The following is a 26,870-nucleotide window of genomic DNA, read 5'->3' on the forward strand; positions in this document are numbered from 1 at the left end:
CTTTTACGTATCTGATAAATGAAGGAGTAAACGAATGAAAGCAGAAATTATTGCAGTCGGGACCGAATTACTTTTAGGACAGGTGGTGAATACGAACGCGACCTTCTTGTCAGAAGAACTGGCAAGTCTTGGGATCGATGTTTTTTATCATAGTGTTGTCGGGGACAACCCCAATCGCTTAGAGGAATTGCTGACGATCGCCGACAAACGCAGCGACTTGATCGTGCTGTGCGGCGGCCTAGGGCCCACCGACGATGACTTGACGAAACAAGTCACTGCCCGTCATGTGGGACAAGAGTTAGTCAGAGATGAACCAGGTTATCACCAATTGAAAGCCTTCTTTGAAAACAGTCAACGGAGGATGACGGAAAACAATTTGCGGCAGACCTTAGTCTTCAAAGACGGTGTGTCTTTGCCAAATCCCAATGGACTAGCGATCGGGATTTTTTATCAGACAGCCGCTACCAGTTATTTGCTGCTGCCAGGACCGCCAAGTGAACTGCAGGCGATGTTTCTTACCCACGCAAAACCACTTCTGTTAGAGCAGTTTCCCCAAGAAGAAGTCTTGCTTTCTCGCGTTTTGCGCTATTACGGGATCGGGGAATCGGCGTTGGTCACAGAATTGGCCGATTTGATCGAGAACCAAGTCAATCCCACCATCGCCCCTTATGCCAAACCCAATGAGGTCACATTGCGTCTGACGGTCAAAACCGCAGATGAGGCGCAAGGAATCAAACAATTGGATGCATTAGAAGAAACCGTCCAAGCACGGGTCGGTGCGTATTTCTATGGATATGGGGAACAAAATTCGCTGGCAGAAACAGTCGTCGATCTACTAATCGAGAAAAAGAAAACCGTCACCGCAGCGGAAAGTTTGACCGCTGGTTTGTTTCAAGCGACCCTAGGAGGGATTCCTGGCGTCTCTGAGGTGTTTCCCGGTGGGTTCGTGACATATTCTGCTGGAACAAAAAGCAAGCTCTTAGGCATCGATTCAGCGCTTTTAGAAAGCTATGGGACTGTTAGTCAGGAGTGTGCGGAAGCAATGGCCGTCTATGCCCGCAAACAAGCAGAGACCGATTATGCGGTGGCCTTCACCGGTGTTGCTGGTCCAGACGAACTAGAAGGCCAGCCCAAAGGCACTGTTTGGATCGCCTTAGCTTCTGACAAAGGCGTCTCAAGCCAGCTGTATCACTTCAACCGCGACCGCGCCTATATTCGGCATAGTGCTGTCATGGTAGGCTTAAATCAAATACGTAAGGAATTATTAAATTAATGCGAATGTTTGTTCGTTTTTTCTTGCAATTTCCCTTCAGAAGGACTATTATTATCTTATGAACGACACACGAAAGTGATGAATATAAGGAGGATTATCCGTTTGGCAGATGATCGTAAAGCAGCCTTAGATGCTGCACTAAAGAAGATTGAAAAGAACTATGGTAAAGGTGCCATCATGAAGCTTGGCGAAAAAGTTGATCAACAAATTTCAACGATCCCAAGTGGTTCATTGGCCTTGGATGTTGCATTAGGTGTAGGTGGTTACCCACGAGGACGGATCGTAGAAGTTTACGGCCCAGAAAGTTCTGGTAAAACGACAGTTGCTTTACATGCCATTGCGGAAGTCCAAAAAAATGGCGGTACAGCAGCATTTATCGATGCCGAACATGCGTTAGATCCTCAGTATGCGCAAAAATTAGGTGTAAATATCGATGATCTTTTGTTATCACAACCAGATACAGGGGAACAAGGATTAGAGATCGCTGACGCCTTAGTTTCAAGTGGTGCGGTTGATATCGTAGTTATTGACTCGGTAGCAGCTTTAGTCCCACGAGCGGAGATCGATGGTGAAATGGGTGATACCCACGTTGGTTTGCAAGCTCGTTTGATGTCACAAGCATTACGGAAACTTTCTGGTTCCATCAACAAAACGAAAACGATCGCGATCTTTATCAACCAAATTCGCGAAAAAGTTGGGATCATGTTTGGGAATCCAGAAACGACACCTGGTGGACGTGCGTTGAAATTCTATTCAACCATCCGTTTGGAAGTACGTCGTGCTGAGCAATTGAAATCCGGTACAGATATCATCGGGAACCGCACGAAGATCAAAGTAGTCAAAAACAAAGTAGCGCCACCATTTAAAGTAGCGGAAGTCGACATGATGTATGGTCTAGGTATTTCACAAGAAGGTGAATTATTGGATATGGCCGTGGAACAAGACATCGTTGATAAAAGCGGTGCGTGGTATGCCTATAAAGGGGATCGCATCGGTCAAGGTCGTGAAAACGCCAAAAACTATATGCGTGAACACCAAGAAATGATGCTAGAAGTTTCTGCTCGCGTCCGCGATGCTTACGGGATTGGAACAGGAGAGACCGTAACCCTCGAGGAAGCGCAAGAAGAATTACCATTAGACGAATAAGTCTTGAAAAGCCAAACAACGAGGTTGTTTGGCTTTTTTGTGGCTTTTTGCTAGATTCATCTATTGTTGAAAAAACATCCGTAAAAAGGAAGGGTTGCGAAAGTTTACTTTATTATTTAAAGTTGACACTCTTGTGTTCAAACATTAGAATAAACGTATGTGGATTTCCACATAAGAAGTAGCGAATTGATAATTTTGTTATCCTTTGTTAATCAAAATTACAAAATATTTAAAAAGATAGTATGGAGGTGGATTCATTGGAACTACTTTACATTCTCCTCGCTATCATCGGTTTAATTGTCGGTCTTGGATTAGGAGTTTATGTGACGAAATCTCGTCATGAGAAAGAAATCAACGGCGCCCAAAATTCTGCAGCTGGAATTATCGAAAGCGCTAAGAAAGAAGCAGAAACTCTTAAAAAAGAAGCATTGTTAGAAGCTAAGGAAGAAAATCAGAAGTATCGGTCAGAGATTGAAAGTGAGTTGAAAGAAAGCAAACTTGATTTAAAATCACAAGAAAATCGTTTACTCCAAAGAGAACAAGTACTTGATCGTAAGGACGATTCTTTGGAAAAACGAGAACGCTCACTTGAAGATAAAGAAGGCAGACTTAGTGAGAAACAACAATTAATTGACGAGCGAGAAAAAGAAGTAGAAAACTTAATCGATGGACAACAGAAAGAATTAGAGCGCATCGCCGCGCTGTCTAGAGATGAAGCAAAAGAGTTGATCATGAAATCAACGGAAGAGGAATTGAACCATGAATTAACGATCATGGTCAAAGAATCTGAACAGCGTGCGAAGGAAGAAGCAGATCGAAAAGCAAAAAATCTCTTGTCCCTAGCAATCCAACGTTGTGCCGCAGACCAAGTGTCTGAAACCACGGTATCGGTCGTATCATTACCAAATGATGAGATGAAAGGTCGAATCATCGGAAGAGAAGGTCGGAACATTCGGACCCTTGAAACATTGACAGGGATCGATTTGATCATCGATGACACGCCAGAAGCAGTCGTCTTATCAGGATTTGATCCGATTCGCCGTGAAATTGCTCGTATGACCCTTGAAAAACTGATTCAAGACGGCCGGATCCATCCAGCTCGAATTGAAGAAATGGTCGAAAAATCTCGGAAAGAAATGGATGAGCATATTCGTGAATATGGGGAACAAGCAGCCTTTGAAGTCGGTGCTCACACCCTTCATCCAGACTTGATCAAGATTTTAGGTCGTTTGCGTTTCCGTACCAGCTACGGACAAAACGTCTTGAACCACTCGATCGAAGTCGCAAAACTAACCGGTGTTCTTGCCGCAGAATTAGGTGAAGATATCCAGTTAGCCAAACGTGCCGGACTCTTGCATGATATTGGGAAAGCCCTTGACCATGAAATCGAAGGCTCTCACGTTGAGATCGGGGCTGAGTTAGCTGCCAAATACAAAGAAAATGGTGTGGTGATCAATGCGATCGCTTCTCACCATGGAGATGTTGAAGCAACATCGGTTATCTCTGTTTTAGTTGCAGCCGCAGATGCCTTGTCAGCAGCCCGTCCAGGTGCCCGCAGCGAATCATTGGAAAATTATATTCGCCGCTTGCAAAACCTAGAAAATATCGCCAACGGCTTCAAAGGTGTCGATTCCAGTTTTGCCGTCCAAGCCGGACGTGAAGTCCGTGTAATGGTCAAACCAGAAGAGATTTCTGATTTGGATGCTGTACGATTGGTTCGCGACATCCGCAAGAAGATCGAAGACGATTTGGATTACCCAGGTCATATCAAAGTAACCGTTATTCGCGAGACCCGCGCAACGGATTACGCCAAATAGCAAGCAAAAGCAGTATCCTCTCAGAGGGTACTGCTTTTTTTGTGTGGCTGACTGTTAATAAGGACGACTGAGTTGTTCAAAATCAACTGTGCTTTTCATCAGTCCCATAAATGATTGAGCCTTTTTTGTTCGTCGGCAGCCAAACGCCGGGAAAGCAAAAGGATGAATCGTTAGCGACAGAGGCGAAAAGAGGAAGGATCGATCCAGCATCATCTCGAGAGGGGGGGATTGAAACATAAAACAGACCCAGACTTCTCGGTGAAGTCTAGGTCTGTTTTGTCTTTTTCACGTCTATACGTCCATCAAATCTTGCGTCGACGGGCAAAGTCCACAAAGCGGAATTTATCCAGTCGGTGGATCGATTCGGTGTATTCAAAACAGCGCGTGTCTTCTAGATACACGAGGCTGCGAACCGTAACGACATGCTGATCTTCAGGACGCAGATCCATTAGATCCCGCAATTCTTTGTTGACGGGGTCAACAGTGATTTCTTTTTGTGCATAAGCGATCTCAAGGCCAAGATCATTTTCAAAGTAATCAAAAATCGATACTTTCGCTCGGTTTTCTGGCAACTCTTCGATGATAGAAGCATCAAGGTAATCTTTATCCAAAATCACCACTTCTCCATCGATTCTCCGCTGACGGATCAGTTTCCATGCCTCAGAAGCGACAGGCCAACCAGTGGTCTCGTGCAGCTTTGGCGAAACGGCGATCTTACGGATCTCGACAACCTTTGTTTCACTAGGAATGCGTTGGGTATCTTGCAGCTCACGAAAACTCGTCAAGCCGGAAATTGGGAAATCAAAGCGATTCAAGTCTAAAACGATCGAACCTTTCCCTTGTTTCTTTTGGATATAACCAGCATCCCGCAATAAATTCAATGCCTTACGGACAGTCTCGCGGGAGACACCATAAGTTTTGATCAATTGGTTTTCGCTAGGCAGCAAAGAATGCGGAGGGTATTCGTTTGCTAGAATTTTTTGTTCTAAATCTAAAAATATCTCTTTAAACTTGTTCATCGGATTGCCCCCTCTTTGGCTATTATAGCGAGGCCAATTTGGAAATGCAATCGACTATTTCGCCAAAAGTTCGTCAATGTTTAGATCCGTCAATTTTTCAACGATCACATCTGCACCGTGTAGTTCTTCTCCTGAATAAACGCCTACCGCGTACATACCAGCAGCTTTGATGCCGTCGATCCCTGCTTGAGCATCTTCAAAGCCAACTGCTTCTGCCGGTTCAATGCCTAGTGCTAGCGCTGCTTGGATAAAGATTTCTGGATCTGGTTTGCCTTTTTTCAAGGTTGCTGGGTCAACGATCGTATCAAAGTCTTGCATGACACCTAGTTTGTCCAAAATAAACGGCGCATTCTTGGATGCCGAAGCGATGGCACAAGGAATATTTTTTGCTTTGGCTTCATCAAGGAACGTCTTTACCCCCGGCAATAGATCATCAGGAGTCAAGCTTTGTAATAATTGTACATAGTGGGTATTTTTCTTTGTCGCTAAGGCTTCTTTTTCGACTTCTGTGTAGGCATCATTTTTGTTGCCTAGTGTTAAGATTCGCTCTAAAGAATCCATGCGGCTAATGCCTTTTAACTGCTCATTGAATTTCAAATCGATCTCGATCCCAATCTCCGCAGCTAATTCTTTCCATGCGATGTAGTGGTATTTAGCTGTATCCGTGATAACGCCGTCTAAATCAAAAACAAATCCTTTTTTCATGTGTAACACTCCTTTTAGTAAGTAATCGTTGCTTCTTTCTTTGCTTCTAGAGAAACTTGCTGCCCATTCACTAAGATCGTGACTGGCTGATCAGCGGTGATCGTCAATGTTTCATGTGTAACATTCAATGCAAAGCGGGTGCCGCGAACTTCTAGCTGAAAGGCTAAGCTGTCCCAAGCTTTTGGCAAGTTTGGTGTGATCTGCAGTTGCTCTTCTCGAATATCAATCCCAGCAAAAGTGGTTAACGGAATAAACAACGTAGCGGCCATGACACCGGCGTGAATGCCTTCTGCCGTGGTCCCGCCTTGGATATCACGATAATCAGAAGAGAGGGCTTCTTGGTATAACGACCAAGCCAATTCCTGATCATCCACCATTGCCGCTAACTGAGCGTGAACGATCCGCGACAAAGTCGAGCCGTGGGAGGTGCGAGCCAAATAATAATGGAGATTTTTTTCAATATAGTCTGTTGGCAGTTGGTAAGAAAGATCCGCCAAAATTTGATTGACTTGCTCTTTTGAGAAATTATAGAAAATCATCAAACTATCGGCTTGTTTCGCGACTTTGTAGCTGTCAGCACTCTTGCCTTCAGCGTTTAGGATGCGATCCATCCGATAAATGTTGCCATATTTCTCTTTATAATGGGCCCAATCCAGATCTTCCAACTGGAAGTACCCTTCAAACTGTGCGATGATGCCTTCGTGATCGATCTCTAAGCCTAATTTGGTACGAATATCTGCCATAGCAGCAATATCCGCTGGGGTTAAAGCCGTTTTCTCCAATACTGCTTGGAAGCTCTCTGCTGATAGTTGTTGTTGGAGGTTCTCGATCTCTTCAAACAACCATACTACCATCATATTGGTATAGGCGTTGTTTTTCAAGCCGCCTTGTTCACTATTTGGGTAGCTTTCATGAAATTCATCTGGTCCCATGACTTTATCGATAAAGTAACGTTGAGCAGTATCATCCCAGGTGGCAGCACTTTGCCAGAAATGGGCGACTTCTAACATCAATTCTAATCCATATTGTTCCATAAAGGGACGGTCTTGTGTGTTGTGCCAATATTGCCAAATGTTATAAGCGATCGCTAAGGAGACGTGGCGCTGCAAGCGACTGTGGTCTTCTTTCCATTCGCCGCTGATAGGGTTCAAATGCAGTTCTTGGGATTGCTCACTGCCATCCAATCCTGATTGCCATGGGAACATGGCGCCTTGGTAACCGGCTTTTTGGGCGTCTTTTTTGGCAGCAGCTAAGCGGCGGTAGCGATACAGCAAAATTTCTTTGGCGGTGTCAGGAAAATGTAGAATGTAAAAGGGTAAGATAAACAGTTCATCCCAGAAAATATGACCGCGATAGGCTTCACCATGTAGGCCACGGGCAGTGATACTGGCATCTAAGGACTCCTGATAAGCATTCGGTGCTGCGGAGACCAGCAGATGATACGTATGCAGATTCAGCATTTTTTGCGACATCAAGTCACCAGTGACTTCGATGGCCGCTTTCGCCCATAATTCAGCCCAGGCTTGTTTTGAGGCGGTATACATCGTCGCAAAATCAGGTAATGCTAAGGAAGAAAACGTAAATGCCGGTTGCGGATCCTCTTGCCGATAAGCGGCAGCAGTGACTGATTTTTCGACCCGATAAGTTTGTCCCTCCGTCACCTCAAGGGCTACTTGCTGACGGACGAGCTGGTCGTTTGTTTCAGCGTGCAGCTCAGCCAATGGCAGGTCCTGTGAAAACAGTTCAGAGGATTGGACAACGGTAATCTGTGATTGGTTAGTGGTGACCACTAAATGCGCTTTGTTTTGTTCAGCTGCTGTCTCTTTCACGGTCAAATGCTGGTTGGTTAAGCTACGGTAACGAGCGACGTTATAGTTATAAACCGATCCGTCGGCTTCACTGACGAAGGTAACGGGACCGGAAAAGTTCAGTGGGGTAAACTGATAGACCAAGCTATATTGGTGAACGTCTTGCATATTGGCGATTTTCTTCGTTTCGATTCGCAGACGCTTTTGTTTTTTTGTTTCAATTTCTGCCACTGATTGGAACAAGCCGGTCTTCAGATCTAAGGTCCGTTTAAAGGAAAGAAGCTGATTGTTGGCAATGTCGATCACTTCATCATCGATCTTCACGTACATTTTTTGCAGATTCGGTGCATTGACGAAGTCTTCATTGCTGATGGTATGACCAGAAACATCAGATTCCACCGTATTGTAAAGACTTGCTAAATACAGCCCTGGATAGTTCGCTTCACAAATGGTCATCTCAGGCGTCGTGCCTCGCAGCCCTAGATAGCCGTTGCCGACGGTTAAAAGTGACTCCACCGAGTATTCATCTTTACCAGGGGTGTAGCCATAGTATTCGAGGTTCCAAGGAATTTCAGCACTTTTTTCTTCATACTGTTCTTTCGTGGTGCAAACAAAGGGACGATTCAATTTTTCTGTCAACCATTGGTCCAGTGAAAAAGTCCCTTCTTCATTCGTAAACACCAAAGATTCAGAGACGATCCCGCCACCTTCCATTTTCTGCAGCTGCGCGGTCAGTGCAGCAACTCGTTCACTGTCTGTCCCAGAAAACGGATAGGTCGTACCGGTTTGATCCGTTAACAGCCATTCTTCCTTAGACAATATAATCGTATTCACAATAGTTGTCCTCCTTTAAACTTGTCTATACATGCAAGATGATTATAACGTAATTTGTAAGCTATTTCAATTTATCTCACCTGTTTTTTTATTCTTTTTTGTTAAATAAACAGTAAATAAAGTCATTGGTAATATTATTTTATATTAATCAAATATTTTAAAAAACGTTTATTTATTAAGGTTTTAATACGGTACCTTTTCTATTCACTTGTATTGTTTGTAGAAAAAGTGAAAAAAATTGGTTTGAAACGCTTGCAATATCAAAACTATCAAGTTATGATTAGTGCGTAATTAAAACATATATATACAAGTGGATATGAAAGGGGTTTATTAATTATGGGAAAGTATCGTGATGATGCTGAGAAGCTGCTGGAATATGTTGGCGGCAAAGAAAATATCGCCGCAGTAACACATTGCGCGACACGGATGCGTTTTGTTTTGAACGATCAGACAAAAGCAAACGAAAAGGCAATTGAAGAAATTCCAAGTGTCAAAGGGATGTTTACGAATGCGGGACAATTCCAAGTCATTATCGGCAATGATGTCTCAACGTTTTACAATGATTTTACCGATGTATCAGGAATAGAAGGTGTTTCTAAAGAACAAAGCAAAGCGATTGCAAAAAACAATCAAAATATCGTGCAACGAGCGATTGCTACGTTAGCTGAGATCTTTACCCCATTATTACCAGCGATTATTGTCGGTGGTTTGATGCTAGGGCTGAGAAATTTCTTAGAAGGTGTACCGTTAGAAGCTCTAGGTGGACAAACCATTACGCAAGCTTCTACTTTTTGGAACGGTGTCAACGGCTTTTTATGGCTGCCCTGTGAAGCGATCTTTCACTTTCTACCAGTAGGGATTACCTGGAGTATTACACGTAAGATGGGAACCACGCAAATATTAGGGATTGTTTTAGGGATTACATTGGTTTCACCGCAATTATTAAATGCTTATTCAGTAAGTTCAACTTCTGCTGCAGAAATCGCCCAAAATTATACGTGGGACTTCGGGTTCTTCACTATTGATAAAATTGGGTATCAAGCACAAGTGATCCCAGCAATGCTGGCAGGTTTCTTATTGGTTTATCTTGAAAGATTCTTCCGGAAATGGATTCCAGAAGCGGTTTCAATGATCTTCGTTCCATTGTTCTCATTGCTGCCAACTATTTTAGCAGCTCACATGGTATTAGGTCCAATCGGTTGGCAAATCGGATCAGGCATTTCTTGGGTCGTAAATGCTGGCTTGACCTCACCATTAAACTGGTTATTTGGTTTCATTTTCGGTGGCTTGTATGCGCCTTTGGTTATTACCGGATTGCATCATACAACGCTAGCGATCGACTCTCAATTAGTAGCGGATTTTGGTACAACAAACCTTTGGCCAATGATCATGCTGTCAAATATTGCGCAAGGTACGGCAGTATTGGCGATTTGGTTCCTTCACCGTGGCAATAAAAAAGAAGAACAAGTCTCTGTTCCAGCAACGATTTCTGCTTACATGGGGGTTACTGAACCAGCGATGTTCGGGATCAATTTGAAATATGTTTACCCATTTGTCGCAGCAATGGTAGGTTCTGCCTTCGGTGGAATGCTGATCACTGCAACGAATACCCGTGCATTAGGTATTGGTGTAGGGGGACTGCCTGGCTTCTTATCATTTAAAATTGAAAACTATCCAATGGTCTTCATCTCAATGGCGGTGACGATTGCGATCACTTTTGTTTGCACTATCGTCTTTAGAAAAGTTACCTTCTTAAATAAATTAGAACCGCAATTGGCTGCTGATACAGCTGCAGCAGCGGCTGTTGCACCAACGACTGCTGCACCGACAACTGCAGCCCCAGAAGCAACACAAGTTTCAGAAGAAACCCTTTATGCCCCAGCTGATGGGAAAGTGGTTGCCATCACTGAAGTTTCTGATCCTGTCTTTTCTCAAAAAATGATGGGTGACGGCTTTGCTGTTCAGCCAACGAACGGAACGATTTATGCTCCTGTTGCAGGTACGATCTCTAGCATTTTTGAAACGAAACATGCAATCGGGATTTTAACGCCTGGTGGCGCGGAAGTTCTCGTCCACATGGGCTTGGATACTGTAGAACTAAAAGGTGCGCCATTTGAGGTTCTTGTTTCTGAAGGTGATACGGTCACACCAGAAACGAAGCTTGCAGTGATGGATCTAGATGCCGTTATCGCAGCTGGCAAACAGACAGATGTTTTGACGGTCATCACGAATGCCGAAAAAGTGCGTCAGCTTTCATTGACGACTACAGGCACAGTGACAGCCAAAACAGCGGTTGGTTCAGCTGAATTAAACTAAAAAAATAATCCGTTTCCGAGAGCGCCCTTTGACTAAGAAGGGGAATCGGAAGCGGATTTTTTTATGGGCCGTCCTCAAGGGAGGGCGGCTTTTTTTCGTTGTTTTTCAATTGGCAAAGCCGCAGTTAGCTGACAGCTTTTTGGTCGGTGTTTTTGCGGAAATAGTTAATCGTTAATAGGAAAGTCAGTAAGACCATGGCCCACAAAAAGAATAAGGCGATTTGAGAGCCGATGACCGTCCCTTGGGTGTAATCGGTCGTCGCATTTTGTGCCAAATTGATAATGGTCGCCACCACAGCCGTCGCCACTGCACCAGAAAATTGCTGCAGCGTATTAAAGATCGCATTACCGTCCGCGTACAACGCAGGAGTCAGCTTGTTTAAGCCGGTGGTCATCATATTGCTGTAGGCTAAGCCGATCCCGATCATGTAAAAGACATGTCCGGCAACTAGGCTCCAAATGAAAGGAGAACGCAAAACAAGGGCTAAGGCAAGCCAACCAATGGCAATCAAAGTCAAACCAGACAGGATCGGTTTTTTCGGTCCAACTTTATCCAGCAACCGACCAGAGATCGGCGCAAGGACCGCCCCGATGGCCGCCCCGGGCAGCATAACTAATCCTGCAGTAAAGGCATCTTTTCCCAAGACGAGTTGGACAAAGTTCGGCAAAACAAAGGAAATGCCCAGTAAAAGGAACTGACAAACGAGAAAGCCGAAAAGAAACAAACTGAAGCTGCAGTTTTTCAAAACAGCCAAACGAATCAAAGGGTTCGGGCCTTTTGAGCGTTGATAAAACAAGCCAGCACCAAGGAAACCGAAAAGCAGTGGCAGTAGACTCGCTAAGGTGCCTACTTGATTCAAGAACAATAAGAAGCCGCTGAACATCAAGACGATTCCTAATACACTCAGTAAATCCAGGGAAGTGTCTTTTGCCCCAGCCGTTTTAGGGATCGAGTAAAGGCCGAGTACTAGGGAGATCAGTAAGACTGGGATTAAGAAAAGAAAGATCGCATTCCAAGACCAATGGGCGGTCAATAATCCTCCATATGTCGGTCCGATCGCTGGAGCGATGGAAGTGGTCAAATTCCCTAAGCCGATCGCCGCTCCCCGCTTTTCAAAGGGGGAGTAAGTCAAAATGATGTGGAACATCAAAGGCAGTGCGATCCCTGTGCTGGCACCTTGGAAAAAGCGGCCAATCAGCAAAATGGCAAACGTCGGCGATAAAAAGTCGATCACCAAGCCAACAAGGAAGAAGGCGTTGGCAGCTAGAAACAAGGTTCTCAATGAGAAGCGTTTCAAAAGGTAGGTCGATATTGGGACAATGATGGAGATGACCAGTAAGTAGATGGTCGTCACCCATTGGACATCGGATGTTGAAAGCGTAAATTGATCGATCAATGTCGGAAACGTTACATTCATGGCTGTTTCAATCAGCACGCCTGCAAATGACATCAATCCGGTTGCGAGGATCGCCCCCACGAGTTTTTTGTTGTTTTCCATATTCTCACCTCTAAAAAATTCGCAAAAAAAGAGACCGTTTCTATTCTCATAGAAACCGCCTCTCTCTCGACAAGCGAACCCGCTTGTTATCTGTACGATTTAATCTATCGCTATTCTACTGACTTCATAAGAAAGTGTCAAGAGAAGTGGTTAAAAAAATAGCAAAAAACTTTTTTGAAAGTTTTCAAACTTTTACTTACACGAAAAATTTTCTTCTGCTAGAATAGTCGAGTACGAAAAAGAGAAAGGAAGTTGTTACATGCCCATCAATAAAAAAGAAAGTTTGATCTATACGACACTTATGTGTATTTTCATGGTGTATTTTATGAGTGTTTATAACCTCATGTTTCAAGTCGGTGTTTCGGCATTGGCATTCCAATTGGCATGGAATGAATTACCATTAGCCCTTTGTGTCGCCTTTATTTTGGATTGGTTCATTGTTTCTGGTCCGGCAAAAGGTTTGGCGTTTCGATTTTTGGACCATCAATCAGCTACTTGGAAAAAAATTGGGTTGATTTCTTCATTGATGATCGCCGGCATGGTGATCTGTATGTCACTCTTTGGTGCGTTGATGCACCCAAACCCTGATCACTCGGTGTTCGTCAATTGGCTAAGCAACATTGGGAAAAATGTGATCGTCGCATTGCCGTTGCAATTGTTCATTGCAGGTCCAATCGTTCGCCGGGTGTTTCGCGCCTTGTTTCCTATTGGCACTGTGCAAGAACAGCCAGTACTAGGGGAATAATCGATCAGTAGAAAAAACGTACTGCAGACGGGTTCTGCCAAGGTTAGCTAAAACAGCTGGCTTGGCGATACCTGGACTTGCGGCACGTTTTTTTGCTTTTATAAACAACAAAAAAACCCATAGGATGGTATGGGTTTTTCTGGTTACCCTATGAAATAGGATACAGGATGTACCTATATAGTAATATGGTTCCGTCAAAAAGAGAAGTTCAATTTTTTCGCCGATACATGAAATTAATGCAAATTGCTAGTTTTTCTGACGAAAAAAAACAACTTATAATTGTTTTTGCCGATTAGTCTGTGTAGAAACCAATCAGTTGATACCAACGACGATGCTCAATATGGTAGGCATCAGGTGAGTACCCTGACATTGAAAAACCGATAAAGGTGATGACCAGTCCGAGAATAATAAACAACAGACTGAGAAAAACGAAAAAGCGCTTATTGATTTTGATCATAGGACTGCCTTCTTTCGATAGTTTTGAACAAATGATTTTGGCCAAACGACAAGGGAGTGGGTAAGACGTGAAAAAGGTCGGCTCATACTATAAGTGGCGATCAGACAAAGAAGCCCTAAACCAAATAAGAAAATCCCCACGCCTAACTGACTTAAAAAGAGATAGAAACCATCCGCCATCAGCATGGGACTTAAGACAACGCTAGCAATCCCACCGATAAACGTAGTGACACCAATCATGCCAGTGGTGAAAGGCACACACCAGATGATTATTAAAAAGCTTAGGATCAGCAAAGCGGCACTTAACAATAAGCTGCCCCACAATGGAAAGCCTAGCACTAAGATCAAGAGCAAAAAGGGATGAAAGCGGCGGGGAATCTCTACCACGACCTCTTCTGTTTCTGTGACTGTTTGGATCAGTTCTTTTGGGGAGCCAAGGCGTGCCACGGCTTCTTCTTCAGTGTATCCTTCTTCCATCAAATCTTCGATCATCTCGTCATAATAGTTGATCAGCTGATGAATCTCGCTAGGTCTGACTTTTTCAGATAATTCTGCAGCCAATGCCTTGATAAAATCAACTCTGTTCATCTAGTGTTCCTCCTTTAATAAATCGCTGGATCAATGTCAATTGGGGCCAGTCGTTGGTTAAAAAATCGTCGATCCGCTGTTTGCCAAGTTTGGTCAAGCGGTAATATTTTCGGGTCCGTCCTTGATGACTCTTGTTGTAAGTCTCAACCGCTCGGCTGGCTTCTAAGCGCTTCAAGATAGGGTAGAGGGTGGATTCTGAGATTGGTAGTAAAGGAGAAATATTTTTGACTAATTCATAGCCATAAGAGTCCCCGTGCTGCAAATAGGCTAAAACACAAATTTCCAATAATCCTTTTTTTAATTGGGCATCCAAAGGCTCTCCTCCTGTTCATATCCATACTATACATTACATAGTATCATTTCACAAGTAGTATCAAAAAAATCAGTCTTAAGACTTAGCCGAGGAAAACAGGGAATTTTTTCGGGAAAATGGTCAAAAATATAAAACAAAATTAAGAAATTAGGCAGAAAGTATATGTTAACGTTCTCTTTTTTGTTAAAGTAGAAGTATGCAGATTACTTTCAGTAAGAAAATTGGGTGTTGGTGGTGTTTCACTGGAAGAAAGCAAGTGAGAGTAGAGGAGCGTTAGCGAGAGCTGATCGCCTCAAGAAAGGAAGGGGTATTATGAGAAAAGCAACGATTACGAAAAAATATTTGATCAACTGTTTAAAAAAATATCTGGTGGAATATCTTTATCGGCCAATCACTGTCCGCGACATTGCTAAATATGCACGAACATCGACCCAACCAATCTATTTGAATTTTTCAAACATGCAAAATTATAAACAGGCAATGGTCGATGATGTCTTCCATGACATTCATGAAGCAAAAAAAGAGACGGTGATGACACTGGATCCTCTATACTGTTTTTGGCATGACTATTACGTGTTCGCCAGTCGCAATCGAGCCCTCTTTTTTGCATTATTTTTAAATGATATTGGTTGTGGTCCCTACATAAAAGAGTGTTCTTTTGCATATTTTCAAGAAGCAATCGCTGAATCAACTGTTTTTCAATGTGAGCAAGAAAACGATCTGAGGAAATACCATGAAGAAGCCTTGATTTTTTTTAGTGGGTTGGTATTGCTGTTTATTCGTGAAGGGTGTACTGACGGCAACAAGGATTTTATAAAAGATACCATGGAGTATTGGGAACGAATGTTAAAGAAAGCAAAAGGCGTGACGCGAGACCAGGGTCGGCAAGGATTATTAGAGGTCGGTACGTTTGCTGTAGAGGAATAGGTACTTGAAATCAAGCATTAAAATAAATATCTGAATATTTTGACACCAAAAAACCGTTAGTGATTAAACATTCTTCACTGACGGTTTTTTTGAGGAGGTAAGTCTTGCGGTATGAGTAGAACAATTGTGGTGTTTTCACCTTTTACTGATTGAATCGATAAGGAAGCTTGCGTGCCATAGTACAATGCTAGCCGTTGGCGTACATTGTTGATACCATAATGTTGATCAGAAGGTTCCTCCAGTTGTTTTAGCTGTTCAGGATCAATCCCGGGACCATTGTCTTGAATCTCAAACCGTAGCAATTGTCCTTCTTTGAGGCAGCGGATCGTCAATACCCCTCTGCGGTCATCTTCAATATGATCAAGCCCATGAAAGACGGCATTCTCGACAAACGGTTGTAAGAGCAGATGGATCATCGGATATTCACCGATATTTGAGTCAATTTCGAGGACTAAATCAAAGGAATGGTGATGCATTTTTTGCTGAATTTTAGCATAGGTGATCGTCAGATCGAGTTCTTTGCTGACGGATAGCCGGTTGGATCCTTGGTTTAGGCTGAGACGGTAGAATCGAGACAGCAGCTGAGCCATCTCACGGATCTCGTGATTGCCGTTTAGTGTGGCAGTATTGCTGATCAGTGCTAAGGAATTATAAAAGAAATGCGGATTGATCTGGGCTTGCAGAGCCCGCAATTCGTATTCTTTTTGTTTCAATTCGGCTTCATATACTTCATTGATCAGCTCAGCGATTTTATCTAGCATTTTTTGAAAATTGGTGTATAACTGCCCGACTTCATCTTTTGAAGAATATGTGTGCTGGATTTTGAATTGATCCATTGATAAAGAGGCCATTTGCTGGGTCAAAGAGTTGATCGGCTGTACCACGGTTTTAGCCAACCACCAGCTGGATAAAACCAATATCATTAATACAAAACCAAAGATAATAAGTGCCGCACCAACTAGATACAGTAAACTGCTGAAAAATGACTGTGCGGTTTTAACAAAAACGATTTGCCAATGATTATCCAGCAGTACAGGTGCCTCTTCAATAACTGCGTTTCCAACCAGCCACTGTTTTTGAGTACGTTGCTGCTTCGTCAAATAATCAATGCGGTAAAGCGTCTGCCCGGTCTCTGACTGAATCGTCAAATCATAAGGCTCCTCAGTGACTGCATCAAGATTCGTGAACAATGCTGCTCGATCGATGGTTAAAACGATGTAGTTTAAGGAATCTGCGGTATGGCCTTTTAAAAAAAGGTTGGTATAAAAAGAAAGTTCCTCCCGTTCTTTGTCAAAATACGTTCGAATCTCGGTCGAAGGTTTCTCTTTGAGAAAAGGCAGTGCTGTATCAGCCGTGATTTTTTTGACGTATTGCCCATGATCATAAAGATCGATCGTGGTGTATAGCGTGATGCCTTTAATATCTGCTTGCGGAAAACGAACACTGTGAAACAAAGGCACGATCGTATTTTGAAAGAGATTGTATTGATCAAAGTTTGAGAAGCGTTGACTAGAAAGCTCTTGCGTCAAGGCGGTATTGTTGGCTAAAAAGAGCAAGCTGTCCCGATAGGTGTGGATCTTGCTTTCTAACTGATAGCTGATACTTTTGAGATTATCGGAGTAAGCACTTTTTTCCTGCTGTTGGATAAAGGCTCGGATGATAGATACCCCGACAAAGGTCAAAACGATCAGAGGAACAATGCTTGAAAGAATTGAAATAAGGGCGATCTTTTTTTGAAAACGAAAATTTTTAAAACAATCGTGGACTTTTCTTAACAAGAGGGACCTCTCTTTCTATACGCATCCGGCGTCATTCCGACAATTTCTCGGAACGTTTTGCAAAAATAGGAATAATGATTAAAGCCAACTTGTTTGGAGATAGTTCGAATGCTGCAGTGCGAGTTCTTTAAACGCTTCTGAGCCTGTTTGATACGGTAAGACTTGATGTATTTGGTGATACCCATGCCTTCAGAAGTACTGAATAATTCGCTTAGGTAGTTAGGATTGATATTGACTTCCTTTGCTAACCGCTCCAAGCTCAACTCTTGGTGAAAATGAGCGAATATATAGGATTTTACTTGGCGCACATAGTCATTTGACTGGCTCCCGTTGATTTGAAGCAAGGCATCATGGATATAATGGAAGAGGGCATCAAAAATATCCGCAATTAGTTGCAGACTGGGAGCTTCCAGTATTTTTCCAATCTGATTAGCGCCATACTCCGCATCAAAAGTGATCGTGCACTGATCGAGGATTGTTTGATAAAAGGTCGCAAAATAAAACTTGGCATTGGTTGGTTCCTCACGTCCATTTGTTTCAAAGCAGTCGAAAACTGTTTTCACAAGCGCGTGGGCTTTTTTACTTTCGTATTGATTCACATACGAAACGGTTTTTTCAAAAAGCGCTTTCTTGACGATGTAGTGATCTCCCGGAAGCAGCTGGCAGATTTTCCCTTTGTTTTGCTGATAAAAAGACCGCTGACTGGTTCTCAGTAAGTCATGATAGGTGCCATACACCCCTGAATGGTGGGGAACTGGTCCGCTGTCAAAAAGTGTTATTTTTTGCTGAAACTGTTTGGAAAAATAGGTAGTTAAGTTGTTTTTTCGCTCTTCGATTTCCCTTTTTGGCAAAGGTTCGTTAAAAAAGAGCAGTTGTGCTGGAGCTAAAAACAAACTGAACATTTCAGGAAATGCAGCAGATAGCGAAGGGACAAAATCCGGCGCATTCCAAGAATCCAGCGGCCAAGTAACGAGAAAAAAAGAGGGATGAGTCTTAAAAAAATCTTGTGCAATCGATTGCTCTTCCTTCGGTAGTGAATGCCAAGGATAGCCATAAAAAAGTTTACTCAAAATCTCTTTCAAGTAATGGGTTTGTGCGATTGTTTTTGTGTAAGCGCGCTGCTTTTGTTGATCAATAAAAAGAATGATTTTATTTATTTGTTCATAAAAATCATCAGGGTCGATTGGTTTTAAGAGGTAGTCAACCGCTTGTAACTGTATGGCTTTTTTTACATAATGAAAATCTTCAAAGCCGCTGATAAACATCACAGGAATTTCAGGAACTGCTTCTTTGATTCTCGCTACGAGGGCATGCCCATCCATAAAGGGCATCTTTACGTCGGTAATTATCAAGTCAAAGGGCTGTTCCTGAAAAAGTTGCCAGGCTTCGCGGCCATTTTTGGCTTCTTCGATCAGCCATTCTTTTTCATGCTGACTCAAGAAGTATTTGATCACTTCTCTTTGATCGTAGCTGTCATCAGCAAGCAGCAGTCGGTACATGGTTTTCGCCGTCCTTTCGTATAGAGAAAATTACGCAGTCGCTTCTTCTTTCTATAGTAAGCGATAAACAAAAAAAGCAACAGAGCGAATTTGTAAACGTTTTATTTTTCTGGAAATCGTGCTATGAATCTGAAAAAAGTGCTATATTTTCTGTGGAAGCGATTGCGTATAATAAGGATATCAAAAAAGTTTGAGGAGGAAAACAATGAAATTTAGGCGGGGGACAGCAATGTTAACAGCAGTTGCTTCAGCACTTATTATGACAGGATGCAGTTCAGAAGAAGCAAAGACCAATGAAAATGGGGATACCGTGATTACGATCGGACGCCAGACCGCACCGAACTCGAAACTGCCTGAGGGGGATTCTTACAGCAATAACGCATATACTCGATTGATTCAAGAACGCTTGGGCATCGAGCTGGAGAGTGCCTTTGAAGCCCATGGGGAAGACTATGATCGTCAAGTATCGCTAGCGATCGCTTCAGGGGAACTACCGGATACGATGATCGTCGGTTCAAGAGATGAATTGGAAGAATTAGTTAACAATGATTTAGTGGAAGACTTGACCGAAGTATTTGAGGAGCATGCCGACGATTTTCTAAAAGACATCTATGATTCGTTTGATGGGATTCAGTTAGAAGCAGCCACGTTTGATGATCGCTTGATGGCGATCCCATCTACTAGCGATGACTTCGGGCCCAATCTTGTCTGGTTGCGCCAGGACTGGCTAGATGAGCTAGGTATTGAACTGGATAAAGATGGCAATCGCTCAATTACATTGGATGAGTTGAAGGAAACAGCGATTGCTTTTCAAGAAAATGATTTAGCCAGTACCGGAAAAGCAGTTGGTTTGCCATTGGCCTTCTGGTTGTCTTCGCCAAATCATGGCGGCACGGCATATACCGGAACAGCCATCATGAATGCGTTTGGAGCCTACCCAAAATCGTATCTCCAAGATGAGAATGGGCAGATGTTTTATGGATCCAATACGCCAGCAATGAAAGAAGCACTAACGCTACTGAAGGACTGGCAAGATGAAGGGTTCATGGATCCGCAATTTGGTACCCGCACGTATGACGATATCCATGCCATGATGGTTAATGGAGAAACGGGCATCGCTTTTGGTCCTTGGCACATGCCTGACTGGGGCTTAGTACAAGCCAAACAAAATGATCCAAATGCTGAATTTGTTCCTTATGCCCTTGAAAATGCTAACGGCGATGGAGGGGTCAATGCCGTGGCTAACCGCGGCACCGGGCAATACATCGTGGTGCGCAAAGGTTTTTCTGAGCCGGAAAAAATCATGGAGATGATCAATCTGATTTATGGTGAAGTTGCCAACTCGGAAGATATTGAAGCCGAGTTTCCGGAAATTTATGACTATGCGAAAGTGGATGTCGATGGGACGGTTCGTCCATGGAATGTTGTTTTCTTAAAAGCCTATAGTGAGATTGATGATGCAGTAGAAGCTTCCAAGGCGGCGGTTGGCGAAACATCTATCGAGGATATCTCCAACTTCTTCATCAAAGAAAACGCCGAAAAAATCAAGCAATATCTGGATAGCCCTGAAGAAACTGATCCGGTGGACTGGACCCGCTATGCCTCCCGCTATTTAGCCGTCAATAATGTGATGGGCGGTATCAGAGAGCAAGGACGCTTGAATGAAGTGAAACCACCGCGTTTTGATTCGATCAAAGCCAATGAACGAAACGGCGCACAAGTAGGGAAACTGGAGGAAGAGACCTTCATTAAGTTTATCACTGGAGAAGAACCCCTGGAAAACTTCGACAACTATGTTGAAACCTGGAATAGCCAAGGTGGGACAGCCATACTTGAAGAAATGCAAGAAGTAGTAGATCAGCGAGCAGATAATTAAGCGGCCACTCCAGCGGTTCTGACACTCGTCTTTCGAACAAAGAAAAGCAAGGTTGTATGCAGGAAAACCGACTGCAGGTGCCTTTTCTTTGTTCGAATTTTTTCATCAAGCGGCTGGTGAGGCAAAAAATTTATGGAGGAGTAAGTAAATGGAACTTTCTGTTGAAAAAGAAAGCAAAAAAGAAAAGAAAAAGTGGTTTTCTCGAGATCAGCTTTTCTTTCTAGGGATGATTTTACCAGGCATAATTTTTATTTTGATTTTTTCTTATGGTCCTATGTTTGGGTTGTTGATGGCATTTCAAGATTATGTGCCAGCGAAAGGTGTATTTGGTTCTGAATTTGTGGGATTCGAGCACTTTCGCTATTTGTTCAGTTTACCGGATATTTTCTTAGTAACTAAAAACACGATTTTCATCGCTTTCTGGAAAATTGTCTTTAATACGATCGTACCGATTCTTTTTGCGATTCTATTAAATGAAGTACGTGTAAAGTGGATGAAACGCTCCATTCAGACCATCGTATATTTGCCCCATTTTCTTTCATGGGTCATATTGGCTTCAGTAGTGGTCAATTTATTCAGTCTTGATGGAACGGTGAATCAGATTTTACAAAACTTTGGTGTAGAACCATTAAACTTTTTGGGTAGTAATCAGCTGTTTCCTCGTTTGCTGATCGGGACCGATGTTTGGAAAAGTTTTGGTTACAGTTCAATCGTGTACCTTGCTGCCATTACCTCGATTGATCCGGGATTATATGAAGCAGCAACGATGGATGGTGCTTCTTGGTCAAAAAAAGTCTGGCACGTAACCCTGCCGGGGATGATGCCTTTTATTTTGCTGATGACGATTTTGTCGCTGCCTAATATCTTGAATGCCGGCTTCGACCAAATTTATAACCTGTATTCTCCGGTTGTGTATCAAAGCGGCGATATTATCGATACCTATGTCTACCGAATCGGTCTGATCGGTAGAGACTATAGCTTAGGAACCGCCGTTGGTCTGGTCAAATCGGTGATCGGTCTATTCTTGATTTGGTCTTCCAACAAAATTGCGGAGAAGAAGACTGACAGAGTGATGTTTTAAGGAAAGGAAAAAAGAGATGAAAGAAAAATTTAGTATACGGCATGCAGTAATTTATTTGATCGTCATTGTTTTGGCTCTTTCTTGTTTAGTACCGATGTTGAATGTCGTGGCACTTTCTTTAAGCAGCAGCAGTGCCGTCGCGGCAAATGCTGTGGGGCTATGGCCAGTAGATCTGACCTTAGCGGCTTATGAGCGCATCATGAGCGATCAGCAATTTTGGCGTTCTTTTGGTATTTCAGTCATTCGTGTGGTGATCTCTTTATTGCTGAATTTGGTGATGATCGTAACGATGGCTTACCCGCTATCTAAATCAAAAAAAGTATTTCGAACGAGAAAATTATTCATGAGTGTGATGGTTTTCGCTATGCTCTTCAGTGGCGGCATGATCCCAACGTATTTGGTCGTTCGCAATCTAGGGTTATTGAATACGATTTGGTCCCTGATTTTACCTAGTGCAGTCCCTATCGGCAGTGTGATCTTGGTGATGAATTTCTTTCGGGGAATTCCCAAATCATTGGAAGAATCTGCTCGGATCGATGGGGCCAACCCACTGCAGATTTTGGGACGAATCTATATTCCAATGTCTTTGCCGTGTTTGGCAACCGTTTCTCTATTCAGTATTGTCGGTAGTTGGAATGATTTTTTCAGTGGACTGATCTATATGACCAAGACTGAAAACTATCCTTTAATGACCTATATCCAAACACTATCAGTCAACATTGCTGAAACAATGCAACAAGCTGGGAATTTGACTTCCGAGCAGCTACAAAGTCTACTAGCGGTCTCTGATCGAAACTTGAATGCAGCGAAGATCGTGGTGGCAGTGGTGCCGTTATTGATTATTTATCCGCTTCTACAAAAATATTTCGTTCAAGGAATCGTTGTCGGATCAGTAAAGGAGTAAACCCACATGATACACTTTTTTCATTCAGAAAACTTCTTCGCACGAATCGCTTGGAAATTCAGCCAGTTGCTCCTATTAAATGTACTACTCTTGTTTTTTAGTTTGCCGCTCTTCACGATCGGTGCAGCCATTACTGCGGGTTCTAAAGTGGCGACTGATCTGATAGAAGGAAAAGCACCGGCTGTTGTTCAGCAGTTTTGGTCGGTCTTTTGCCAAAGCTTTCGAAAGAGCACTCTTATCTGGCTCAGTCTACTTTTTTCTTTGTGGCTTTTGACTGCTGATTGGTTGTATTATTTCCAACTAAAAGGGACGCCTGATCTTTTTACCGTAGGCTTAGTAATTTGTACGTTCATGTGGCTTCAATTTTTCCAAGTTTCGTTTTTCTTACTCGCACGTTACGATAGCGGAATCAAAACGATCCTTTTGAACAGCATAAAAGTCGCCGCAAAGCACCCGTTTAAAATACTTAGTCTTCATCTTCTGACTGCAGCCCCTATTGTCATCATGCTTCTTTCACCCTATGCGCTGGTTTTCAGCATGTACATTGCCTGCTTTTTTGGTCTTAGCTGTTTTTTGTATGCACGCTGTCAGTTATTGTTGGCAATTTTCAAGAAATATGAGAAGGTAGAAATAGCAGAAAAGTAACTGGCTTTTATAGTTAGAAACGTTGAATGGAGGAATTTTGATGGGACAAAACACGCAGTATGGAGAAAAAAAGATTGCGATCGATCGCAGGATCGGTTTTTTAGAAGAACATACGTATCACGGGAATGATCTTGGTGTGACTTTTCAAGGACAGCAAACCACGTTCAAATGCTGGTCACCAGAGGCAGAGGCCGTTTCAGTATTGCTTTATCAAAGCGGTGTTGCTGGGACTGACGATCGTCTGCTGACGCTGCCGATGGTTCAAGAAGACAACTGTTGGCAAGTCACGACGGAAGAAAACGTCAAGGAGCTGTTTTATACCTTTGAGTTTCAACGAGATGGGCAGAAAATAGAAGCGATGGATCTTTATGCCAAGGCAGTAGGGATCAACGGAAACCGCGGTGCGATCATTGATTTAAAGGAAACAGATCCTGAAGGTTGGCAGGAAAGTCACGGCGTCGGTCAGCAGTCGATCACAGATGCCTATATTTGGGAATTACATGTCGAAGATTTCAGTGGTGCCGAAAACAGCGGTATTTCACCAGAAAATCGCGGAAAATATTTAGCCTTCACTGAAAAAAAGACCCATCTGGTGGGAGATGAAAGTCAACCAACTGGCATGGCCTATTTAAAAGAGCTGGGGATCAATTATGTTCATCTGCTGCCGATCTTCGATTTTGACAATGATGAAACTTCGTCTGCCTACAACTGGGGCTATGATCCGAAAAATTACAATGTACCTGAAGGACGATACGCTTCTGATCCTAGTGATCCCAAGGCGCGGATTCGTGAATGCAAGCAAATGATCCAATCGCTGCACGAAGAAGCCATCGGCGTTGTGATGGATGTGGTCTTTAATCACACTGCGATCACGGAAGAATCATGGTTTAATTTGACGGTGCCTGATTATTACTACCGTCAAGATGATGCAGGGAATTTTGCGGACGGTTCTGCTTGCGGCAATGAAGTGGCTTCTGAACGGAAAATGATGCGTAAATTTATCATTGATTCAGTTTTATATTGGGCGCAAGAATACAAAATCGACGGCTTTCGTTTTGATTTGATGGGCTTGATCGATGTGGAAACCATGAACCAATTGCGTCAACGCCTAGATGATGCCGGTTTCAGCCATGTGATTTTATACGGCGAGCCATGGGATGCCGGCAGCAATCAAATTATTCAGCCGAATATCCCAGCAAATAAAAGTAATGTTTGGGCACTGTCAGAAGGCGTTGCGGTTTTTAGCAATGATTTAAGAGACAGTATCAAAGGCGATGTCTTTGAAGAAACAGACGGCGCGTTTATTCAAGGAATGAATGGTCAACCGCAAGTCAAGCAAACCTTTTATGCAGCAAATTTGGCAACGGCGATTCAAGGAAATACGAAAGTTGCCGCACAAGAAGGCGCCGAGCGCTGGGCAAAATCGCCCCGCCAAGTGATCGCCTATGCTTCAGTCCATGATAATTTGACCTTATGGGACAAGCTGGTGGCAACCATGCAAGCTTCAGTGAAGGAAAGAAATTATGAGTTTGATCCTGAGCTTTTAGCCCGCAATAAACTAGCAGCAGCCATTTTGTTTACTAGCCAAGGAGCAGTGCTGACTCAAGCTGGGGAAGAATTTGGCCGTACCAAAGAAGGCGATGAAAATTCCTTCCTTTCGCCACTGGCAGTCAATCAGCTGGATTGGTCACGTGCCAAAACCTTCAAAGAGTTGCGCGAGCTGTATCGGGGCTTGTGGGCATTGCGGCAGTCCTATGCACCATTGAGAGATGCCACGACCCAAACGGCTGAAAGCATGGTCTTTTATGAGACAAAGAATGAAAATCGCTTGGCGTATCAAGTACCCAATCGTGACAAACAGCATCCATGGCGTTCTTTATTCGTTATACTCAATAGCACGGAAGAAAGCTGGTCCTTTGACTTACCGACGGCAACAGAAAATGCTTCTTGGCACATCATTGCTGACCCCAAAGGAGCTGGGCTCACTTCTCGCGGCGTAGCAGCGCCAAGAATAACCATCGACCCCTTGTCCTTCTGCATTTTGGCGGAACAAAGTAACTAATCAAAGTAGAAGCTAAAACAAACTAAAAATTTTAGTTTGTTTTAGCTTTTTTGGTAGTAAAAAAACAATTCTTTTGCTATACTTTTAACAGAATGAGAAGCAGAAAGCGGTGAGCAAATGAAAGTTGTGATCTCTGATATTGCCCGAAAAGCTGGCGTTTCCAGCGGAACTGTCTCTAATGCAATCAACAATCGTAAGGGGATCAGTGAACAAAAACGGCAAGCGATCTTGAAGATCGCTCGTGAGATGGGGTATTTTGATCAGCGAGAAATTAAAAAAACGGAAAGCCAAAAGATCAAATTTGTTGTAATGAACAAACAAGGAAATGTCGTAGGGGATACGCCTTTCTTTTCTGAATTGATCCGGGGGATCGAAATGGAATGCAGCGCGTTAGGCTATGAATTGGTCATTTCCCATATCACATTGGCGCCAGAGGAAGACCCGATCGAAAAGATCCGCCCAGAATTAGTAGATGGTTTGCTATTGTTAGGAACGGAATTGGAAAAACAAGATTTAGCAGTCTTCCGTCATTTGGAAGTACCCTTAGTGATTTTAGATACGATTTTTAATTCGCAGGACTTTGATTTTGTCGCCATCAATAATCGTGACAGCGCCTATGAGATCGTTGAAAAGATGATCGAAAAAGGCCACCGAGACATTGGCATCATCAACTCAACCTTTCAAATCAACAATTTCCGTGAACGCAAGCAAGGGTTTATTCAAGCGATCCAAGAGCATGATCTGATCCATTATGAAGAGACGGAAGCCTTAGTAGAACCCACCTTGGAGGGCTCATATCAAGACATGAAGGTCTATTTGGAATCCTTGCGTGCCGATCAGCGGCCGTTACCAAGCGCCTTTTTTGCGGTCAATGACAATATCGCCATCGGTGCAATGAAAGCCATTCGCGAAGTGTTCCCCGATCATCCGCTGGCCATCGTTGGGTTCGATGATATTCCTTTGGCGGAATTTTGCAACCCACCGCTGACCACCGTCAAAGTAGATAAAGTGTACCTTGGTCGCCAAGCCGTGCGACGCTTGATCGAGAAAATCACCAGTGAAGATGAAAACCATCTGAAAATGCTGGTCGCCACGACGATCGTCGAACGCGAAAGCATCAAATAAGAAAAAAATAAGAAGAAGACAAAACGTTTAGCAAGCGTTTTGTCTTTTTTAGTTATTAAACAAAAATATTTATCTAAAACTATTGCAAAATATTTAGCTTATGCTATATTTAAGGTGTAAAAAGTAAGGGATTACATTTTGAGGAAGTGAATAGATGACACAGATCGGTCTCTTTTGTGCAACTGGGCTCTCCAGCGCACTGCTCGTCAAAGCGCTCAAAGAACAACTAGCGGATGATCAGCATTACCAAGTGAATTCCGCGCCTTTTTCAGAAATATTTATGGTGGGAAATGACTATGATTTTTTGATTTTAGCTCCTCAAACCCGCTTCAATCAAGCGAAAGTCGCAGCAGCCTTTCCTGATAAAAAAATCGTTTTACTGACGGATGAGGAATTTCTGAGCAGAAATGTAGTACGAGTCGCCGAAGAAATAAAAATTTAGCTAAATATACTAA

22 protein-coding genes are annotated in these 26,870 nt (G+C 43.1%); 13 read left to right on the forward strand and 9 right to left on the reverse strand.

Annotation, left to right across the window (positions count from 1 at the left end; genetic code table 11):
• The first annotated feature begins 34 nt into the window (after positions 1 to 34).
• From IGI92_RS00190 to rny, 3 genes are all read left to right on the forward strand, one after another.
• Positions 35 to 1,273, forward strand: coding sequence for a competence/damage-inducible protein A (locus IGI92_RS00190; RefSeq protein ID WP_430607545.1), 1,239 nt, complete (start codon positions 35 to 37; stop codon positions 1,271 to 1,273).
• A gap of 102 nt (positions 1,274 to 1,375) precedes the next feature.
• On the forward strand, positions 1,376 to 2,419 hold the full coding sequence (recA, locus tag IGI92_RS00195) for a recombinase RecA (protein ID WP_008376737.1): 1,044 nt from the start codon (positions 1,376 to 1,378) through the stop codon (positions 2,417 to 2,419).
• Between the two features lie 242 nt (positions 2,420 to 2,661).
• Entirely contained in the window at positions 2,662 to 4,236 is a 1,575-nt protein-coding gene (rny, locus tag IGI92_RS00200) for a ribonuclease Y (RefSeq protein WP_005232891.1), read from the forward strand.
• A 302-nt stretch (positions 4,237 to 4,538) separates the two neighbouring features.
• Here rny and treR read toward each other — a convergent pair whose 3' ends face one another.
• The 3 genes from treR to IGI92_RS00215 are packed head-to-tail and all read right to left on the reverse strand — an operon-like array spanning position 4,539 to position 8,602.
• A complete protein-coding gene (gene treR / locus IGI92_RS00205; RefSeq protein ID WP_005226457.1) occupies positions 4,539 to 5,255 on the reverse strand; it encodes a trehalose operon repressor in 717 nt (238 codons plus the stop codon).
• Between the two features lie 54 nt (positions 5,256 to 5,309).
• On the reverse strand, positions 5,310 to 5,960 hold the full coding sequence (gene pgmB, locus IGI92_RS00210; protein ID WP_005232889.1) for a beta-phosphoglucomutase: 651 nt from the start codon (positions 5,958 to 5,960) through the stop codon (positions 5,310 to 5,312).
• Positions 5,961 to 5,974: 14 nt separating this feature from the next.
• On the reverse strand, positions 5,975 to 8,602 hold the full coding sequence (locus IGI92_RS00215) for a glycoside hydrolase family 65 protein (protein WP_194199398.1): 2,628 nt from the start codon (positions 8,600 to 8,602) through the stop codon (positions 5,975 to 5,977).
• A gap of 336 nt (positions 8,603 to 8,938) precedes the next feature.
• Between IGI92_RS00215 and treP the strand changes: the two genes are divergently transcribed.
• A complete protein-coding gene (gene treP, locus IGI92_RS00220) occupies positions 8,939 to 10,918 on the forward strand; it encodes a PTS system trehalose-specific EIIBC component (RefSeq protein ID WP_008376729.1) in 1,980 nt (659 codons plus the stop codon).
• 124 nt (positions 10,919 to 11,042) lie between these two features.
• Here the strand turns inward: treP and IGI92_RS00225 are convergent, their stop codons facing one another.
• Positions 11,043 to 12,416 (reverse strand): MFS transporter, encoded by a 1,374-nt coding sequence (locus IGI92_RS00225; protein ID WP_430607549.1) that lies wholly within the window; start codon positions 12,414 to 12,416, stop codon positions 11,043 to 11,045.
• A gap of 259 nt (positions 12,417 to 12,675) precedes the next feature.
• Between IGI92_RS00225 and IGI92_RS00230 the strand changes: the two genes are divergently transcribed.
• Positions 12,676 to 13,161 carry a hypothetical protein gene (locus IGI92_RS00230; protein WP_005226468.1) on the forward strand — a complete coding sequence of 162 codons (486 nt, stop codon included), beginning with the start codon at positions 12,676 to 12,678 and terminating at the stop codon, positions 13,159 to 13,161.
• Between the two features lie 292 nt (positions 13,162 to 13,453).
• Here the strand turns inward: IGI92_RS00230 and IGI92_RS00235 are convergent, their stop codons facing one another.
• Genes IGI92_RS00235 through IGI92_RS00245 form a run of 3 tightly spaced genes read right to left on the reverse strand, consistent with a single transcriptional unit; the run spans position 13,454 to position 14,518 of the window.
• Entirely contained in the window at positions 13,454 to 13,618 is a 165-nt protein-coding gene (locus IGI92_RS00235) for a hypothetical protein (protein ID WP_005232885.1), read from the reverse strand.
• A complete protein-coding gene (locus IGI92_RS00240) occupies positions 13,615 to 14,205 on the reverse strand; it encodes a DUF1700 domain-containing protein (protein WP_005232884.1) in 591 nt (196 codons plus the stop codon). The genes IGI92_RS00235 and IGI92_RS00240 overlap by 4 nt, the downstream gene beginning before the upstream one ends.
• Positions 14,192 to 14,518 carry a PadR family transcriptional regulator gene (locus IGI92_RS00245; RefSeq protein WP_005232883.1) on the reverse strand — a complete coding sequence of 109 codons (327 nt, stop codon included), beginning with the start codon at positions 14,516 to 14,518 and terminating at the stop codon, positions 14,192 to 14,194. Before IGI92_RS00245 ends, IGI92_RS00240 begins: the two co-directional genes overlap by 14 nt.
• Before the next feature lie 225 nt (positions 14,519 to 14,743).
• On the opposite strand from IGI92_RS00245, the gene IGI92_RS00250 reads away from it, so the two are divergent.
• Entirely contained in the window at positions 14,744 to 15,445 is a 702-nt protein-coding gene (locus IGI92_RS00250; protein WP_016619502.1) for a TetR/AcrR family transcriptional regulator, read from the forward strand.
• Positions 15,446 to 15,519: 74 nt separating this feature from the next.
• Here IGI92_RS00250 and IGI92_RS00255 read toward each other — a convergent pair whose 3' ends face one another.
• Positions 15,520 to 17,223: a sensor histidine kinase gene (locus tag IGI92_RS00255; RefSeq protein WP_430607554.1), complete on the reverse strand. Its 1,704-nt coding sequence runs from the start codon at positions 17,221 to 17,223 to the stop codon at positions 15,520 to 15,522.
• A complete protein-coding gene (locus IGI92_RS00260; protein ID WP_430607557.1) occupies positions 17,217 to 18,722 on the reverse strand; it encodes a response regulator transcription factor in 1,506 nt (501 codons plus the stop codon). The genes IGI92_RS00255 and IGI92_RS00260 overlap by 7 nt, the downstream gene beginning before the upstream one ends.
• A gap of 205 nt (positions 18,723 to 18,927) precedes the next feature.
• Between IGI92_RS00260 and IGI92_RS00265 the strand changes: the two genes are divergently transcribed.
• From IGI92_RS00265 to IGI92_RS00295, 7 genes are all read left to right on the forward strand, one after another.
• Positions 18,928 to 20,598 carry an extracellular solute-binding protein gene (locus IGI92_RS00265; RefSeq protein ID WP_430607560.1) on the forward strand — a complete coding sequence of 557 codons (1,671 nt, stop codon included), beginning with the start codon at positions 18,928 to 18,930 and terminating at the stop codon, positions 20,596 to 20,598.
• Between the two features lie 148 nt (positions 20,599 to 20,746).
• Positions 20,747 to 21,679: an ABC transporter permease gene (locus tag IGI92_RS00270; protein ID WP_008376715.1), complete on the forward strand. Its 933-nt coding sequence runs from the start codon at positions 20,747 to 20,749 to the stop codon at positions 21,677 to 21,679.
• A 16-nt stretch (positions 21,680 to 21,695) separates the two neighbouring features.
• Positions 21,696 to 22,583, forward strand: a complete 888-nt coding sequence (locus tag IGI92_RS00275) for a carbohydrate ABC transporter permease (protein WP_005232877.1) — start codon at positions 21,696 to 21,698, stop codon at positions 22,581 to 22,583.
• Positions 22,584 to 22,589: 6 nt separating this feature from the next.
• Positions 22,590 to 23,228, forward strand: a complete 639-nt coding sequence (locus IGI92_RS00280) for a DUF624 domain-containing protein (protein WP_016619506.1) — start codon at positions 22,590 to 22,592, stop codon at positions 23,226 to 23,228.
• 40 nt (positions 23,229 to 23,268) lie between these two features.
• Positions 23,269 to 25,290 carry a type I pullulanase gene (gene pulA, locus IGI92_RS00285; protein WP_430607565.1) on the forward strand — a complete coding sequence of 674 codons (2,022 nt, stop codon included), beginning with the start codon at positions 23,269 to 23,271 and terminating at the stop codon, positions 25,288 to 25,290.
• 117 nt (positions 25,291 to 25,407) lie between these two features.
• Entirely contained in the window at positions 25,408 to 26,415 is a 1,008-nt protein-coding gene (locus tag IGI92_RS00290; RefSeq protein WP_016611647.1) for a LacI family DNA-binding transcriptional regulator, read from the forward strand.
• A gap of 154 nt (positions 26,416 to 26,569) precedes the next feature.
• A complete protein-coding gene (locus IGI92_RS00295) occupies positions 26,570 to 26,857 on the forward strand; it encodes a PTS family beta-glucoside porter (protein WP_005232868.1) in 288 nt (95 codons plus the stop codon).
• Positions 26,858 to 26,870: the final 13 nt, after the last annotated feature.

The sequence above is a fragment of the Enterococcus sp. DIV2379 genome (genome assembly GCF_050542965.1).
Classification (GTDB): domain Bacteria; phylum Bacillota; class Bacilli; order Lactobacillales; family Enterococcaceae; genus Enterococcus_D; species Enterococcus_D entomosocium.

Bases quoted from the DNA above. Each gene is read 5' to 3' on its own strand.
- treP (WP_008376729.1), top strand. From the start codon at position 8,939: ATGGGAAAGTATCGTGATGATGCTGAGAAGCTGCTGGAATATGTTGGC.
- IGI92_RS00275 (WP_005232877.1), top strand. From the start codon at position 21,696: ATGAAAGAAAAATTTAGTATACGGCATGCAGTAATTTATTTGATCGTC.
- IGI92_RS00270 (WP_008376715.1), top strand. From the start codon at position 20,747: ATGGAACTTTCTGTTGAAAAAGAAAGCAAAAAAGAAAAGAAAAAGTGG.
- IGI92_RS00230 (WP_005226468.1), top strand. From the start codon at position 12,676: ATGCCCATCAATAAAAAAGAAAGTTTGATCTATACGACACTTATGTGT.
- IGI92_RS00290 (WP_016611647.1), top strand. From the start codon at position 25,408: ATGAAAGTTGTGATCTCTGATATTGCCCGAAAAGCTGGCGTTTCCAGC.
- IGI92_RS00190 (WP_430607545.1), top strand. From the start codon at position 35: ATGAAAGCAGAAATTATTGCAGTCGGGACCGAATTACTTTTAGGACAG.
- IGI92_RS00235 (WP_005232885.1), bottom strand. From the start codon at position 13,618: ATGATCAAAATCAATAAGCGCTTTTTCGTTTTTCTCAGTCTGTTGTTT.
- IGI92_RS00280 (WP_016619506.1), top strand. From the start codon at position 22,590: ATGATACACTTTTTTCATTCAGAAAACTTCTTCGCACGAATCGCTTGG.
- treR (WP_005226457.1), bottom strand. From the start codon at position 5,255: ATGAACAAGTTTAAAGAGATATTTTTAGATTTAGAACAAAAAATTCTA.
- pgmB (WP_005232889.1), bottom strand. From the start codon at position 5,960: ATGAAAAAAGGATTTGTTTTTGATTTAGACGGCGTTATCACGGATACA.
- IGI92_RS00295 (WP_005232868.1), top strand. From the start codon at position 26,570: ATGACACAGATCGGTCTCTTTTGTGCAACTGGGCTCTCCAGCGCACTG.
- IGI92_RS00265 (WP_430607560.1), top strand. From the start codon at position 18,928: ATGAAATTTAGGCGGGGGACAGCAATGTTAACAGCAGTTGCTTCAGCA.
- pulA (WP_430607565.1), top strand. From the start codon at position 23,269: ATGGGACAAAACACGCAGTATGGAGAAAAAAAGATTGCGATCGATCGC.
- IGI92_RS00240 (WP_005232884.1), bottom strand. From the start codon at position 14,205: ATGAACAGAGTTGATTTTATCAAGGCATTGGCTGCAGAATTATCTGAA.
- rny (WP_005232891.1), top strand. From the start codon at position 2,662: ATGGAGGTGGATTCATTGGAACTACTTTACATTCTCCTCGCTATCATC.
- IGI92_RS00225 (WP_430607549.1), bottom strand. From the start codon at position 12,416: ATGGAAAACAACAAAAAACTCGTGGGGGCGATCCTCGCAACCGGATTG.
- IGI92_RS00260 (WP_430607557.1), bottom strand. From the start codon at position 18,722: ATGTACCGACTGCTGCTTGCTGATGACAGCTACGATCAAAGAGAAGTG.